Consider the following 15,661-nt stretch of genomic DNA (forward strand, 5'->3'; position numbering starts at 1 on the left):
AGCGTCCCTTTGGGGATGCACAGCTCATCTGCTGCTGCCTTGGTGCCAATCTCCTTTGCGAGCTTTATTGCCTGCTTTTTAAACTCTTCATCATATTGTTTTCCTGTTCCCATTGATGACACACTCCTTTGTTTTTATTATACTTTGATTGTTTTTTATGTGTCAAGTTTTATTATACAGGATTAAGCGTATATACGTTCAGAAGAACCGGCAGTCGTTCGGGAACCCAAAAGCTCGAAAAACCTTATTATTGGACGCAAAGAACCGTGAGAGGAATGCTTTCAAATCAGACTTACTGCGGTGATACGGTGAATTTCAAGAACTACAGCAAGTCCAACAAGATTAGAAAACGTCCCGATAAGCAAGGTGAAATGGACAAGTATGCAGGGTAGCTTTACTGCGGCGAATGCGGCTCAAGGCGGTATCTTCACAGGGCGAAGACCATTGATGAAAAGAAAAATAATTTCATGTGCGGAGGTTATCAGCGTCGCTCGACTGACTGCACCTCCCACTACATCAGAGAGTCGGTTCTCGATGAAATCGTGCTTGCTTCCCTTAGAAGTGTGACTGCTTATGCTCGTGAACATGCCGATGAATTTTACAAAATCGCTATGACTAACGGCGAGCAGAAGGCCAAGAAACTGCTGAAAGAATCCGAGGACAGAAAAGCCGAATACACCGCAAGAATCAATCAGCTTGACGGAATTATCCGAATGCTTTACGAGGACAGGGTTATAGGCAGAATTTCACCCGAGCGTTACGATACTCTGGCGGCGGATTTGAAAGCCAATCTGAAGGAAATTAATTTGCAAATTTCAAATGCAAATCTGCAAGAAGAGTGTATACTGGATTTTATTGACAAGGCGAGACAGTACATTGAAATGCCGACGCTTACACCCGAGCTGATACGAGTGTTCATCAAGCGTATCGAGGTCTTTGAAAAGGCTGAAAAGAACTCCCGAACCTGCGGAAACAGGGTGATCATCTACTTTACTTTTCAGGCTGACAAAGGGACTAAAATTGATGGGGCTATGGTGAAGTTCGGCTCAAAAGAAGAAACAGTAGCTGTCTGAAATACATTCAGGCAGAAAAATCCCCGAGAATCTTTAAAAATTCTCGGGGAGATACATATTTTTTAATTGTTCGGTAAGAATGCCGCACCCAATCGGTACAGCAGTTATAAATATCTATTTTACAATTGAATGAAGCCTCCATTTTCCACCCTTGTATCTTATAAGGCTCACCATGGCGGTCACAAACCACGTTGCAGCGGTGGTGTACCATATGCCCCAATAGCCTATGAAAGCTATCCTTGTGAGGATAAGTGAAAGACCTATCCTGCATATTACCTCCGCCATGCCGTTTGCAAGGGCATAGTTTGTATCGCCTGCGCCGTTTAAAAAGCCCCTTGTGGTGTGGATAATACCAAGCGACCAGTAGAAAAGTGAGGTTATGATAAGCGCTTTTGCCGATATGCTTATAACAGTCTTGCCCTTGACAAACCAAGATGTTATCGCTCCGCCGAACAGTGTGAACAGCACAAGCACCACTGCCGAGAATATCACCGATATTTTTATTGCACAAGCAAGACCTTTCTGCGCACGTTTTTCTTTTCCTGCACCGATATTCTGTCCTGTGAATGTTGAAACCGCCGCATTAAGTGAAGAAAACGGCTGTTGAACGAACTGTTCGATACGCATTGAAACTGTGTATGCCGCCATGACCGTTTCGCCAAAGCCGTTTGTCACACGCTGGAGAGCCACCATTGATACCGAGATAAGTCCGTTTTGTATGGCGATAGGCACGCCTGTTTTCACACAGCGGCTCATCATGTCTTTGTCGGCGTGCAGATCGTCGGCGGTGAGTTTTATCTCTCCGCTCACTGCAAAGCAGTACACAATACAAGAAATGGCAGAAAGTGCCTGCGTAAGCACTGTCGCCCATGCCGCACCTGCTATGCCGAATTTGAATACCACCACGAAAAGCAGGTCAAGGAGGGCGTTTAGCAAGCTTGCTGCACCTAAGAATATCAGCGGTGTTTTTGAGTCGTCCAAAGCCCTCATTATGGCGTTTATCCAGTTGTATGCTGCCACCGCTATCGTTCCGCCGCAGCTATCTGCATATACGCCACAGAATCTCCCATAAGCTTGTCAGGAACTTTCAAAAGCTCCAGTATAGGTTTTGCGGCAGGCACGGATAAAAGGCTTATTACAATGCCGAATATAGCTGTAACAAGTGCCGAATTGAATACTGCCGACCGCAGGGCTTTTTGCCTGCCTGCACCGAAATACTGTGCAACAATTATTCCTGCACCCACTGAAAGACCAATGCAAAGGGTGTAAAAAAGATAAGTGATAGAGCCTGTGGCACCAACAGCGGCAAGGGCGTCATCGCCCAGATAACGCCCCACCACCATAGTGTCCACTATATTGTATGTCTGCTGCAAAAGATTTCCTGCAAGCAAGGGCAGTGAAAACATTATTATGTGCCACATTTCACTGCCTTGTGTCATGTCTGTTGTTCTGCTTATTTTAGTCATTATTTTCCTTACGCTTCTTTCTCGCTATGCCGTATATCACTGCACCAACTGCCGCAGCAGCGCAAACGCCCGCCCTAACAGCTATAGGAAGCTTGCTTTTGCCCGACTTAGTGCTTTCAGACTTCGCAGGCTTTTTCTTCTCGAATGGTATTTTTCCACCTGTTACCTGCATAGCGTCAATTGTATATTTGCCTGATTTTATGGTTACCTTTGCGGCGTGAGCGCCCTCAGACAAGCCTTCAAAATGGCATGATATCTCACGCTGACCTGTCCTTGAAACTGTCACGAGCTGTTCATCATCTCCGTCTATTGATACCCCGAGTATAGCGTTTTCTCTTGTTTCACCTGAAAGCGCAAAGCCTGTTCCCTCAAAGCTTACTGTGAAAGAGTCGCCCTCTGTGCCATCTGATATGGTTCGTTTGTAGTTTTTGAAGCTGCTCATAAGGTTGTGTTCCCAGTTGCCCTCAAAAGTGAAGCAAGAGTCTGTTTCGTCAAAGCGAGTTACATATGTGTCACTGCTCTCTACAGGTTCAGCAGAGAAGTTGTCAAAGCTGTTTTTGTTGTATGAGCTGAAAAGTGACGCTCTGCCTGCGCCGATAAGAGATTCGCCTTCGTTCACAGTGTATTCAGCCACCATGTTTCCGTCAATATATCCACGGATAACGTTGTTTACAGCCTCGACTTTCAGCTTGTGAGAAGCTGTGCCGTCAAAGCCGTCTATGCTTCCACTGCTAAGAGTGCCGTCATTTGCTTTAAGCTCCCAGCTTCCGTTCTCATAAAGCTTTATCCAATAGCCACTGTATGAATTGCAGCCAAGCGTGTATCTCAGACCAACGCCCACATAGTTTGATTCTGCGTCCTGCGAAGCCGCAAAAGCAGCGTCAACGTTCACAGAGTAGTTATACCACCTGTCGTCACCGAATGTAGTCACAGGTTCGGGGGTGTAGCCCCACTCGTTGGCTTTCATATCAGCCGTTATCTGCTGAACTAGCATATTGCCCTTGTCGGTCTTTTCCACCTCGAAAGCACCGCCCTGATCTGTTGTGTATCTTGGCGCATTGCCCCTTGATGAAAGATAATTCTCAGGATAGCCTGCATACTCAAAATCGTCCGTATATGGAAGCTTCAAAACAGTGCGTTCGCCCTCGTCAGCGTTTTTGTATTCTGTGCGCTTAGGTGTAACAGTAGAAATTGTCACAATAGAATTTGGCTTCACTGTCACAGAGTATGTATAAGCTCCGCCGTTCTCTGTAGGGGTTATATCCTCAGTTTTCTTGAAATAATTCTCGTCATAGCTGCCGTCAATGCTGTCAGGACCTCTTGTTTCCCATACGCTAACGTTGCTTGACGCCTTGTCAAGTCCTGATACCTTGAGGTCATACTGTATAGGCTCGCTTGTAGTGTTTGTGATAACAGTGCTGTAATTGCCTGTTTCTGTGTCTGTGGCGGTCATATAGCTGTAAACTGCGTCGACGATAGCGTGACCGTCACCGCCTTTTTTGCCGTCGCTGTAGCAGCCGCTGTCAACAAACGCCCAGCCTTTTTCAATGAACTGCGAGAAGTGCAGAGACATATAAAATCCGCTGTCAAGCATATAATAACCGCTCCAAGGTTCGCAGGCTGAGATAAGCTGTTTCTGACAGTAGCAAGCGCCGTCATAGTATGCCGATACCACAGGCTGATACTCATAAAGTGTCATTTTGCCGTTTGGATACATTCCGATTATTCTGTTTGCAATATCAAGGGTGCCGTTTATGCCTGCCAGACCTGAGCCGTCATATCTGTATGTACCCTGCGCATATGCCATTGGCGAGCTTGCTTCGCTGAACCAAAGCTCTTTATTTTCTTCATATGCAAGCTTCTGAGCGTTCTTTGTGGAATCGCTTGTGTAGTGGCTTCCCACCACGTCAACAACCTTCATAAGCTCGCTGTCCTCATACATTCTGTCAGCAAAGCCCCATGTGCAGACCTCTTCTCCGCCGACTATCTTTATCTTTGAGTAGTCATAAGGGGTGTCCTTTTCACTTTTAAGATGAGAGGAAAGATATTTTACCCATTCAATGTCAGCGCTACGCTCGTTCTGTACTGCACTTACATAGTCAAATTCAAGTCCGTATGTTTCATAAGCGGCGTCAAGGGTGCTTTTATACCATTTGTATCTTGCGGCATAAACGTCTGAAGCGTCAGATACCCACTTTGGTTCACTCCACCAAAGCATATCCAAGGTGAGGTCAGGATTTATCTTCTTTGCGTCAGCGGCAAGCTGATAAGCCGCACCTCTTGTTACATCAGCCTTTTCGTCCTCTGTTCTCATTACAGACGGTTCTGTGCCTGATGATGAGTTTATGTCCGCACCCATTTCCAACTTAAGGTGAGTAATGCCGATACCTTCTTTGCCAAACATATACTCGATTATCTGCTCATATACATCAGGGTGTTCAGCCTTGTAATCCAGCAGAAGCCTTGATGAGTTGTTTGCACTCACCATGCCTGCCCCTCTGTAGCGCATATTTTCTTTGAGCTGAGCCGTAGTTCCGTCAATAACTATCTCTCTTGTATTATTTGTATTGCTATCGTTCACCGTTGTTCCCTCCGCACTGCAATTGTAAGCGCCTGCGCTAGATATCATCATGACCAATGCTGACACCATTGAAGCGCTCCTTTTTAGTATCGTCATAAGTTATCCTCCTTGCATAAAGCATGGCTTCTTGTTTTCTTATGACAATTATAAGCTTAAAGGAGTGTATGGTCAATCTGAAATATTTTGCATATTATTAAGATACGAACATTTTGCTTTGAAATATGCTAAGAAAATTCTAATAAAGCTTAAAATATTATTACAAACCTGTTCCTCTTGAACGACGGTATTCTCTTGGCGAAACGCCCTCCAGCTTTTTGAATACGATGCTGAAATAGTTTCTGTCCTCATAGCCCACCTGCTTGCCTATGTCGCCTATGTCAGAGTCGGTGTTAAGAAGCAGAGATTTTGCCTGAGAGATACGTCGTTTTGCAATATATTCAAGGGGACGCATTGAAGTTTCTGCTTTAAAAACACGGCAGAAATGTTGTATTGACACTCCCGCAAGTCCGGCAAGTGTTTCTGCGGTGATATCCTCCATGTATCGGCTGTCAATATACAAAAGCGCCTGCCTTGTAATGCTTCCCACGTTGTTTCGGCTGTCAGGGAAAAGCATTGCAGTCCTCATGGCGAGGATATATTCATACACAAGTGCGGAAGTTTTTTCGCCACAATTCACAGGGTCGGCAGTGGCAACTAAAATTCGCTCAAAAAGCTGAGCGGGTTTTTGGGTGTTTATCTCAGGGGAGAATCTAAAGCTGTCAAAGCCAAGGTTTGCAAGCATTTGCCCCACAAATTCACCACGGAAAACTATCCAGTTTGTTATCCAATTCCCATTTGCAGGATAATATTCATGCGGAACGCTAGGGGGCAGATAAAATGCCGAGCCTTTAGTCTGCACAAATTCTTCTCCCCCGACAATTAGTCTGCCCTCGCCCTCTGAGGTAAAAAGAAGCTGATGTGAAACAAGCCCTTTGTCTCTTGTGACGTGAAATTCAGGGTCGGAAATGCCTATTCCGGTGAGATAAAAGGGAAGGGAAGTCTGCCTGCCAATAACAGGATATATGACCTTTGTCACTGCCACACCTCCTTTTCAAAGTGTAGTTTCTTGGTAAATTATATATCCACAAGGGCAGTTTGTCAATAGTTCGGTGCTTGACTACGGGTAAACATTGTGCTAAACTTTTATACACAGCGTTTTTCGACACAGCGAATGCCCGAAAGGCAGATGAACATTTTGGAAAAAAATCACGATAGGAAAGCATTCAAAGCTCTGATACAGACTGAAGGGTCAGCATTTTCGCTGACCCTTTTGCTTTGCCCTGCTGTTTAATTCTCCGAAACATCAATAACAACATACTCAGACTTGCAGTAATATTATGCTTGCTAACAATTTTAACTGTTTCGCTGTTGAAAAAAGCGACAATAAGTTGTATAATTATCATATAGCAGAATGGAGGAAAGCAATATGTATGAAATGAAACGCACTGTAAATTGCAGCCAGATAGGTTCGCATGGCATAATAAGAAATAGCTGCCTTGTTGACCTTTTGCAGGATTGCTCTGTTATCCACCTTGACACTCACCCTGTTATGTCGCCTTTTTTTGAGAAAGAAAACTGCGTGATGTTTCTTGTGTCAAGACAGCTCGATATCGTCCGCAGACCTGAGCAAAACGAAAAGCTCACCGTCAAAACATGGACATATGAGCTAAAAAGAATGTATGGCTACAGAAACACAGTTATATATGACGAAAATGGTGATATCTGCGTGAAGTCTATAGCTTCTGGCGCTTTCATGGACAAAACCTCTCAGCGGCCTATAAAAGTTCCACAGGAGCTTGTTGATAGGGTGAAGCTCTATCCAAAGCTTGATATGGAGTATCTTCCAAGAAAGATAGCCCTACCTGATACTGAGCCACAGGTGTATGAGGATATCCCGGTGCTGAAATGCTATATCGACATGAACGAACACGTCAATAATGCGAGATATCTTGACATAACAGACGAGTTTGTGGAAAATGAGTCTGCTGTGAAGCGTATCCGTGTGGAATATAAAAATCCCTTGAAGCGTGGTAAAGTCATAAAGGCTCTTGTTTATACCGATGAGGGCAGAAAATTTGTGGAGCTTTGCGATGAAAATAATAAGCCATATTGCATTACTGAGTATGATTATAGGTCATAATGCACAAATCGAAGCTTGCAATAAGCTGACTCTGTTGTATAAAACATAGAAAGCATATTAATCCTATTGACATAGTAGGAATAAAGTGATATAGTATAACCATAGCAAACATAAGCGGTACAGAAAACCGCATAAAATAATTTTCATATCGGAGGTAGATTAAAATGTCAAAGATCTATAAGGGCGTTTCGGAGCTTATCGGAAAAACTCCAATAATCGAAGCAGTTAATTTTGAAAAGGCAGTAGAGGCTGACGCAACTATCCTGCAAAGCTTGAATATTTCAATCCGGCAGGAAGCGTTAAGGACAGAGTTGCACTTGCAATGATCGAGGAAGCTGAGAAGAAGGGCGTTCTCAAGAAAGGTGCAACTATCATTGAGCCTACATCAGGAAACACAGGTATCGGTCTTGCGGCTGTGGGCGTATCAAAGGGCTACAAGGTAATTCTTACAATGCCTGAAACAATGAGTATCGAAAGAAGAAATCTTCTTAAGGCATATGGCGCACAGATAGTTCTCACAGAAGGCGCAAAGGGCATGACAGGTGCTATCAAGAAGGCTGACGAGCTTAAAGGCGAGATCGAGAACTCAGTTATCCTCGGTCAGTTCGTAAACCCAGCAAACCCAGCCGCTCACTTTGCAACAACAGGTCCTGAGATCTGGGAAGATACAGACGGTAAGGTAGATATCTTTATCGCAGGCGTTGGTACAGGAGGAACAGTAACAGGTGTTGGTCAGTATCTCAAATCAAAGAACCCTGACGTTAAGATAGTAGCAGTAGAGCCTGCAACTTCACCTGTTCTTTCACAGGGCAAATCAGGTCCACACAAAATTCAGGGTATCGGCGCAGGCTTCGTTCCTGATGTCCTCGATACAAAGGTTTATGACGAGATCCTTCCTATCGAGAATGAGGACGCTTTCAAGACAGGCAACAAGTTCGCTAAAACAGAGGGTATCCTTGTTGGTATTTCATCAGGCGCAGCACTTAAAGCAGCTGAGATACTTTCAAAGAGACCTGAGAACAAGGGCAAGACTATCGTTGCACTTCTCCCTGATACAGGTGAGAGATATCTTTCAACAGCACTTTTCGAGAGCTGATTTCTCAAACATATAAAATCGGAAAAGGGCAGACAGTCAGGCAAGCTGACGTGTGACCCAATGAACAAGCTTTCTTCGATCAAATCCGATATAAAAAGCCGCAGGGCATACAGTTTTTACGCTGTACGCCCTGCGGCTTTTATTAAGGCAACACCGCACAAAGCCCACCTGACGGCTTTGCACGCCATCTGCTTGCAGATTTTCCGTCATATCACACAAAAATCCCTTGACATACGACAGTATGCCTGCGGAATTTTTATGCGATCTGACAAAAAAATCTGACTACGCATCTGACGCACAATCTTTGTGCGGTATTGCCTTAAAGAATCCCCTTATAAGCTTTAACCCATTATATTATTATCAGAATAATCAGGCTCATACTCATAATCTATTCCGAGAGCATCTGAGAAAGCCTTTGAAAGCTTGTCGTAATCAATGCCGAGTGCATTGTCTGTGTCATAAGAATTATCCGAATCGTCACCATCTGCCGAGTTTACAGAAATTCCAAAGCAAACCTTGTCCCCTGCGTCAATAACAGGTGTGGAAGAGATGTTGTAATCGTCAATGTAAAAGTTTGATATTATGTTTGTGACCTGCTCCGCAACAGCAGTGCTGCCTGCTCCATCCGGTACGTCCAGTGACATATATACAGTTTTCCCTTTATCTGACATTGCTTTCTTTATGCGCTCAGGTATATCATAAACGCTGTCAAGCTTCTTGGCATTCTTGCATATGTAGCAATCGTCAGTGGCAGTGCATTCAGGGAAGTCCTCTTTGTTCCAAGGATAAGAGCCGTCGTCCTTTGCAGTGTCAGGTACGTTGAAATATGCGTAGTCAGGAGCTTCGGCGCCGCCGTCAAATGTCACATCAAGGTGATACCATTTGCCGTCTATCTTCACAACGTTCCAAGCGTGTTCGCCGTTTTCTGTTGAGTGTATTATCTTGCTGTCGATACCCAGAACATCAAAAAACAGCTTTATTGTTGTTGCGTTTCCAACACAGATAGTAGAGTGGTCATGGAAAAATCCGTAAGGATTGTATGACTCGTCATCTTCACTTTCATCAGATATCGCCACAAGAGAATCGTCATTAAAGTGGGTCTGAGAGAACACATAATCATAAACAGCCTTTTCCTTGTCATATTCGCTCATGCCGTCTTTGATTATCTCGCCCACAGCCTTTTTTAGCTCTTTGAGTATGTATTTGTCCTTATCGTCAGTGAGCTTTGAATCATCACCCGACTTGTAAGCTTCAACCACTGCCGTATCATCATAGATAGGGTGTATCTCACCGTTTACGTTGCCGTCACCGTCTGCGGGATCAAATATATCCTCCCCCAGAATGTTAGAAAGCGTGTTTTCCAGCTTTTCAAGCTTGTCGTTAAGCTCTTTTATCTTCTCGCTGTCGCTGCTTTCTGATTGTGATGATGTGCTTTTAGCAATTTTAGTATCAGAACTGCTTTTATCTTTTGCACAACCTGTCATACCCGCTGTAAGGCAGGTCAGACAAAGTGCAAGGGTAAGTATTTTTTTCGCTGTTGTCATTTTCTTTCCTCCGTTTTTTAATTTATCATGTCTGTTATCTCGTCAGATATCTCGTCAGCATTGTTAGAGATAACAAGCACCCAGTAATCTCCAGCCTGAAATATCTTTGCCGCCTGTATTTTTTTTGTTTCTTCAGGCTTGTAGTTTTCATACTGATTAAGTCTGTAGCTCAGCCTGTCTGCAAGCTGGCTTTTTGCACTGCTTCCGTCAGCCATTTTGAGCATTGATATCTCGTCAGCATAATTGCCGTCAGAGGAGTAAAGTATTCCTCCATCGCTGAGCTTGTCAGCTTCTATACCATAAAGCTTTTCGGTATTCTTTGTGAAGCTGTCCTCACCGTAAAAAGTCGAAGCGTCCATGTGGTCGCCCTCTATTGCCGAAAGGATATCCTTTGCAGTTTTACCGCTGTCTGCCGTAGATGTAACAGCACTTTCGGAGGCCTCAGACGAAATGGCGTTGTCTGCTCCGCATGATGTCATTGAAAGCGTGGTAAGAACTGTAAGTGCAGATGTTATCACGCAAAGTACTCTAAGAAACATATCTTTCCCCTTTCTCTGTCAGCCTTTCCTGACGACTTAAATTATAGCATTTTTGCAAGCTGTTTTCAATGGATTTAAGAAATTCGTAAGAAAAAACACCATAAAAATATCCGCCCTGTAAAAAGACGGATATTTTACAATGTTGTTACCAAGGCTTAACAGTGCCAACTATCTCAGAGATGTTGTTTATACCGTTGTCTTCGCAGATTTTTGCATACCCTCGGCTATCTTCACAGGTGCATAAGGGTCAGCAAATATTGCCGCACCTACCTGAACAGCACCTGCGCCTGCCATCATCATTTCAATGGCGTCTTCCCATGTGGCGATACCGCCCATGCCCATAACAGGTATTTTAACAGCGTTTGCCACCTGCCATACCATTCTTACGGCAACAGGGAACACCGCAGGACCGGAAAGTCCGCCCACGTTGTTTTTCAGTATAGGACGGCGTGTTTTTATGTCGATACGCATACCGAGAAGCGTGTTTATAAGGGAAACAGCGTCAGCACCGTTTGCCTCAACAGACTTTGCAATGTCCACAATGCTTGTAACGTTCGGTGAAAGCTTTACCATAAGAGGCTTTTCTGTAACGTCCTTTACAGCCTTTGTGACCTCACCTGCAACGTTGCAGTCGGTGCCGAATGCCGCTCCGCCCTGCTTTACGTTCGGGCAGGATATGTTAAGCTCTATCATGTCAACAGCCGTGCCGTTGAGCTTTTCTGCAAGCTCTGCACATTCTTCAATAGTTGAGCCTGCTATGTTGGCGATTATCCTTGTGTCTTTTGTTACAAGGTTTGGAAGCTCGTAGTTTATGAACTTGTCAACGCCGCCGTTTTGAAGTCCAACAGAATTGAGCATACCGCTTGGAGTTTCCGCAACTCTAGGACCGGGGTTGCCCTCACGGCGGTGAAGCGTAGTGCCTTTTACGGATATTCCGCCCAGCTTTGAAAGGGGATAGAACTGCTCGTACTCTCTGCCGTAGCCAAATGTTCCGCTTGCAGGGATAACAGGGTTTTTGAACTCAACTCCGCAGAAATTCACATTTATCCTATTCATCAAACACTACCTCCTCGCTGTCGAATACAGGACCGTCCTTGCAAACGTGAGAATTGAACTCCTGACCGTTCTTTACAGTGCGGCATACGCATACAAGACACGCACCCACGCCGCAAGCCATTCTCTGCTCAAGTGATACCTGACAGTAAATGCCGTTTTCCTCACATATCTTCGTGATATTTTTGAGCATTATCATTGGACCGCAGGCATAAACGATATCAGGCTTTTCCCTTTTAAGCACGTCAAGAAGTGCGTCAGTAACAAAGCCCTTTCTTCCTGCTGAGCCGTCGTCAGTGCAAAGCTGAACGTCACAGCCCATGGCCTTGAAGTCCTCCTGCAAAATAACAGCCGCAGCGTTTCTGAAACCGCTTATAACAGTGGCGTTCTCGCCGTATTCCTTTGCAATGCCCACCATTGGAGGCGTGCCTATGCCGCCGCCGATACAGACAGCTTTTTTGCCCTTTTCAAGCACCTTGAAGCCGTTGCCCAGCGGTGCGATAATGTCAACAAGGTCGCCCTTGTTAAGCTCGCTTATCTTGTCAGTGCCGTGACCTCTTACCTCAAAAACAAGGCGGATAGTACCCTTGTCCTTGTCGATATCGCAAATAGAGATAGGTCTGCGGAGGAAAAAGCCCTCTGCCTGCACCTGTGCGAACTGTCCTGCCTTTGCCGCCTTTGCAATGTGCGGACAGTATATCTCAATGTCAAAAATTCCTTTTGCAAGGGTCTTTTTTGAAACTATTGGGTATTTACCCTGCTTGTACATTAAAAATCCTCCCTGTACTTAGTTCTTTACCTCATTCGGAGCGTTCACCGCATCAAAAACGAGAGTGACCGAGTTATCATTATCAGTATAAGTAAGCTTTAGCGTGTAAGAGTCAGCAAAATAGCCTATCTCCTGCCTTTTGGACATATTCTCCCAACCGGCAGGCGGTGCAAAATCCACTCCGCTGTCATCAACAAAGATAAGATCAAGATCGTCGCCGTCCATTTCGATAGTGCCTTTTAAGCAGGGGTTGCCTGCTTCTGCGTCATACATGAGATAGTTGCCGTCTGAACGGATAATAAGGCTGAGATAGCCCGAATAAAGCTCGCTGTTGTCAAGGGGCGTTTCACGGCATTTCCACTCGCCTACGATACATCTTGGAAAATCGCTTTGCTCCTGCTGACTTTCCATCAAAGAGCTTGTGTCTTCATTCTTTGCGCAGGAGCATAAAAGCAATGCTCCCACCGTCGCTGTAAACAATATAACGCCCTTTGCTGTCATACTCAGTCACTCCTTTAGTGTTTATTCAAGTGTGATCTTTGGCAGATATGAGATTATATCCTCTTTCATTCTGATAACTTCACGTCTTGCAGCCTTTGCAAAATCGTGCTCGTCGCAGTTATCCTCTTTCTTGTAAGCACACATTACGCCACGGGAGGAGTTTACTATCGCACCAAGTCCATGATCGTCAAATGCCTTTGATACGCCCTCAGCACCGCCTCCCTGTGCACCGTAGCCCGGTACAAGGAAGAATGTGTGCGGCAGAGCCTTTCTCATTTCAGCAAGCTGCTCAGGATAAGTCGCACCCACAACTGCGCCAACACCGCTGTAGCCATACTTGCCCATAACGTCCTTGCCCCACAGTTCGCACATTGAGCCCATTGTGGCATAAACTGTCTTGTTGCCTATCATAAGATCCTGAAGCTCACCACTTGACTTGTTTGATGTCTTTACAAGAACGAAAATGCCCTTGTCATATTTTCTGCACTGGTCAAGAAGCGGATTTATTCCGTCTGAGCCGAGATAGCCGTTTACAGTGAGAGCGTCTGCACCGAAAGCTTCCACAAGCTCACCGCCAACGTCAGTAAGACCAAGATGTGCGGTTGCGTAAGCTTCCATAGTTGCGCCGATATCGTTTCTCTTTCCGTCTGTCATGACGAACATACCTTTTTCTTTTGCATACTGTATAGTCTTGTAAAGGGTCTTTACACCCTCGTAGCCATACATTTCATAGTATGCAGCCTGTGGCTTGATAGCAGGGCAGATATCGTGTATCTCGTCGATTATAGTCTTGTTGAACTCCCATATAGCCTTTGCCGCACCCTTGAGCGTCTTGCCGTATTTCTTGAACTTCTTTTCCTTGATGTATTCAGGAACATAGTCAAGCTTTGGGTCAAGCCCCACTACTGACGGGTTCTGTGTCTTTACGATATTTTCAATAAGTCTGTCAAATGCCATTTTTATCTTCCTTTCGGATATTTTTATATTAAAGCTCAAAAACGAGCTTTCCTCTGCATATTGTGTACATTACCTTGCCTTTGAGCCTTGTGCCTTTGAACACGCTGTTTTTGCTCTTTGAATTAAGCTCCGCAGGGATAACTTCCCATTCATAGTCAGGGTCAAAGATACAAAGGTCGCATCTTTCGCCAACTGCTATTTTGATAGGCTCAAGCCCCATTATCTTTCTCGGATTTACCGACATTATCTCTGCTATCTTGTCAAGACCGCATTTGCCGCTGTGATAAAGCTTTGTAAGCGTAGCTGCAAGGGAAGTTTCAAGTCCCACAACACCGTTTGGAGCTTTCTCAAAGTCAGCCTTTTCTTCTGCGGAGTGTGGAGCGTGGTCGGTGATGATGCAATCGATAGTGCCGTCAAGAACAGCTTCCTCAACAGCCGCCCTGTCCTCCTCAGTTCTAAGTGGAGGCGACATTCTGAAATCAGCGTCATGGGCTAAAAGCTTTTCGTCTGTGAATGTGAAATAGTGCGGCGCAGTTTCGCAGGTGACCCTAACGCCGTCCTTTTTCGCCGCTCTTATGATGTTCACAGAGCCTTTGGTGGAAACGTGGCATATGTGAACTCTCGCATTGCAGCTCATTGCAAGGCATATCTCACGGGCTGTGATATAGTCCTCAGAGGCTCTGTCCATGCCCTTTACTCCAAGCTTTTCGGATATCTCGCCCTTGTTGATGATACCACCGTTTATTATCTTCAAGTCCTCGCAGTGAGAAGTCACGATAAGACCGTTCTCGTTAGTCTTTTCGATAGCCTGACGCATAAGCTCAGCGTTCTCAACAGGTCTGCCGTCATCTGAAATGGCGGTAACTCCTGCGGCTTTGAGTGCGTCATAGTCGCAAAGCTCCTGACCTTTCATGCCCTTTGTAACGCAGGCAATAGGGAAAACGTCGATACCTGTTTTCTTTGCCTTTTCAAAAACGTATTTCACGCCCTCAGGGGAGTCGATAGGCGGCTTTGTGTTCGGCATACAAGCGACGCCCGTGAAACCGCCAGCCTTTGCGGCGTTCGCACCTGTGATGATGTCCTCCTTGTAGGTAAGACCAGGGTCACGAAAGTGAACGTGCATATCGAAAAGCCCAGGCAATGCACAAAGCTTGCCCTTTGCGTCGATAACTCTCTGAGCATGCTCGTCAGTTTTTCCAAGGCTGACTATCTTTCCTCTGTCAATGCCTATGTCCGTTATACCGTCAAGCCCTGTCTGCGGGTCGCAGGCACGGATATTTTTGATCAGTAGCTCCATTTTTACTCCTTTTTTATCTTAATCAAGTCTTTACTGCACAAAAGCTGCGGCTAAACATATCGTTCAGCCGTAGCCCTTGAAAATTCGTTATTTGCCGTCATAGAACGAGCCTTCGGAGTCTTTTCTCTCGCAAGAGTAAACGCCATCGGAGTTCTGGAAGATGAACTTGCAGGTAGCGACCTTGTCGCCCTCGTCCTCAGACGGTACAGAAAGGTTTTTGTAGGAAATAGTCGAGAAGAACTTCATTCTCAGACCGATATCAACTGTTGTATCTCTGTCAGACGGATTTACAAGAAGCTGTATCTTTCCGCTTCCCCCGTCCTCCTGAATTTTAAACCAGCCCTTTGCGATAACTGAGCTGTCATCAGCGCGAGTGATAGTGAAATCGCCCTCGTCAGAGAATTCAAAAGTAATGTTTGCGTCCTTATCTGTCCATGTTCCAGAGATAAGCTCTCTTGAATCGCCTGATCTTGACGGCTGATTGAATACATATGTGCAGATGAAAACACCTACTACTACAAGAACTACAAAGAGTATTCCAAGCAAGCCTGAAATGAATTTTTTCATATTATTCCGCCTTTCTCCCTTACTATTTTGTGTCGGATA

15 protein-coding genes and 3 pseudogenes are annotated in these 15,661 nt (G+C 45.1%); 5 read left to right on the top strand and 13 right to left on the bottom strand.

Features of this window, described 5'->3' with window-relative positions; genetic code table 11:
* Positions 1 to 128 precede the first annotated feature (128 nt).
* The 3 genes and pseudogenes from DW793_RS15670 (at position 129) to DW793_RS15680 (ending at position 1,073) form a co-directional block, all read left to right on the top strand.
* Positions 129 to 392: a recombinase family protein gene (locus DW793_RS15670; protein WP_118157856.1), complete on the top strand. Its 264-nt coding sequence runs from the start codon at positions 129 to 131 to the stop codon at positions 390 to 392.
* Positions 393 to 404: 12 nt separating this feature from the next.
* A pseudogene (locus DW793_RS15675) lies at positions 405 to 548 on the top strand (zinc ribbon domain-containing protein); the annotation flags it as partial.
* Between the two features lie 15 nt (positions 549 to 563).
* Positions 564 to 1,073, top strand: a complete 510-nt coding sequence (locus DW793_RS15680) for a DUF4368 domain-containing protein (RefSeq protein WP_390624675.1) — start codon at positions 564 to 566, stop codon at positions 1,071 to 1,073.
* Between the two features lie 114 nt (positions 1,074 to 1,187).
* Here DW793_RS15680 and DW793_RS09765 read toward each other — a convergent pair whose 3' ends face one another.
* The 4 genes from DW793_RS09765 to DW793_RS09775 all read right to left on the bottom strand — a co-directional run bounded on the left by DW793_RS09765 (position 1,188) and on the right by DW793_RS09775 (position 6,195).
* Entirely contained in the window at positions 1,188 to 2,093 is a 906-nt protein-coding gene (locus DW793_RS09765; RefSeq protein WP_252969824.1) for an MATE family efflux transporter, read from the bottom strand.
* Between the two features lie 2 nt (positions 2,094 to 2,095).
* Positions 2,096 to 2,539 (bottom strand): MATE family efflux transporter, encoded by a 444-nt coding sequence (locus DW793_RS15425; RefSeq protein ID WP_252969830.1) that lies wholly within the window; start codon positions 2,537 to 2,539, stop codon positions 2,096 to 2,098.
* Positions 2,532 to 5,216, bottom strand: a complete 2,685-nt coding sequence (locus tag DW793_RS09770) for a glycosyl hydrolase family 59 (RefSeq protein ID WP_118157858.1) — start codon at positions 5,214 to 5,216, stop codon at positions 2,532 to 2,534. The genes DW793_RS15425 and DW793_RS09770 overlap by 8 nt, the downstream gene beginning before the upstream one ends.
* A 160-nt stretch (positions 5,217 to 5,376) precedes the next feature.
* Complete coding sequence (locus DW793_RS09775) at positions 5,377 to 6,195, bottom strand: AraC family transcriptional regulator (RefSeq protein WP_181988338.1); 819 nt, start codon at positions 6,193 to 6,195, stop codon at positions 5,377 to 5,379.
* A 390-nt stretch (positions 6,196 to 6,585) separates the two neighbouring features.
* On the opposite strand from DW793_RS09775, the gene DW793_RS09780 reads away from it, so the two are divergent.
* A complete protein-coding gene (locus tag DW793_RS09780) occupies positions 6,586 to 7,299 on the top strand; it encodes an acyl-[acyl-carrier-protein] thioesterase (protein WP_118123902.1) in 714 nt (237 codons plus the stop codon).
* A gap of 164 nt (positions 7,300 to 7,463) precedes the next feature.
* Positions 7,464 to 8,395: pseudogene (gene cysK, locus DW793_RS09785) on the top strand (cysteine synthase A).
* A gap of 36 nt (positions 8,396 to 8,431) precedes the next feature.
* Here the strand turns inward: cysK and DW793_RS14665 are convergent.
* From DW793_RS14665 to DW793_RS09825, 9 genes and pseudogenes are all read right to left on the bottom strand, one after another.
* A complete protein-coding gene (locus tag DW793_RS14665) occupies positions 8,432 to 8,605 on the bottom strand; it encodes a hypothetical protein (protein WP_181984038.1) in 174 nt (57 codons plus the stop codon).
* 131 nt (positions 8,606 to 8,736) lie between these two features.
* On the bottom strand, positions 8,737 to 9,939 hold the full coding sequence (locus DW793_RS09790) for a transglutaminase domain-containing protein (protein WP_118157862.1): 1,203 nt from the start codon (positions 9,937 to 9,939) through the stop codon (positions 8,737 to 8,739).
* Between the two features lie 17 nt (positions 9,940 to 9,956).
* Positions 9,957 to 10,478 carry a DUF4358 domain-containing protein gene (locus DW793_RS09795; protein ID WP_118157864.1) on the bottom strand — a complete coding sequence of 174 codons (522 nt, stop codon included), beginning with the start codon at positions 10,476 to 10,478 and terminating at the stop codon, positions 9,957 to 9,959.
* A gap of 145 nt (positions 10,479 to 10,623) precedes the next feature.
* A pseudogene (locus tag DW793_RS09800) lies at positions 10,624 to 11,534 on the bottom strand (dihydroorotate dehydrogenase).
* Positions 11,527 to 12,300: a dihydroorotate dehydrogenase electron transfer subunit gene (locus DW793_RS09805; RefSeq protein ID WP_118157866.1), complete on the bottom strand. Its 774-nt coding sequence runs from the start codon at positions 12,298 to 12,300 to the stop codon at positions 11,527 to 11,529. The pseudogene DW793_RS09800 and the gene DW793_RS09805 overlap by 8 nt, the downstream one beginning before the upstream one ends.
* An 18-nt stretch (positions 12,301 to 12,318) precedes the next feature.
* Entirely contained in the window at positions 12,319 to 12,801 is a 483-nt protein-coding gene (locus tag DW793_RS09810; RefSeq protein WP_118157868.1) for a hypothetical protein, read from the bottom strand.
* A gap of 21 nt (positions 12,802 to 12,822) precedes the next feature.
* A complete protein-coding gene (gene pyrF, locus DW793_RS09815; protein ID WP_022286638.1) occupies positions 12,823 to 13,758 on the bottom strand; it encodes an orotidine-5'-phosphate decarboxylase in 936 nt (311 codons plus the stop codon).
* Between the two features lie 28 nt (positions 13,759 to 13,786).
* Positions 13,787 to 15,055 carry a dihydroorotase gene (locus DW793_RS09820; protein WP_118157870.1) on the bottom strand — a complete coding sequence of 423 codons (1,269 nt, stop codon included), beginning with the start codon at positions 15,053 to 15,055 and terminating at the stop codon, positions 13,787 to 13,789.
* A gap of 87 nt (positions 15,056 to 15,142) precedes the next feature.
* The gene (locus tag DW793_RS09825; RefSeq protein ID WP_118157872.1) at positions 15,143 to 15,622 is read right to left on the bottom strand and encodes a hypothetical protein; all 480 of its coding nucleotides are present in this window, start codon (positions 15,620 to 15,622) and stop codon (positions 15,143 to 15,145) included.
* Positions 15,623 to 15,661 lie beyond the last annotated feature (39 nt).

This window comes from Ruminococcus sp. AM31-15AC (assembly GCF_003462045.1).
GTDB classification, from domain to species: domain Bacteria; phylum Bacillota; class Clostridia; order Oscillospirales; family Ruminococcaceae; genus Hominimerdicola; species Hominimerdicola aceti.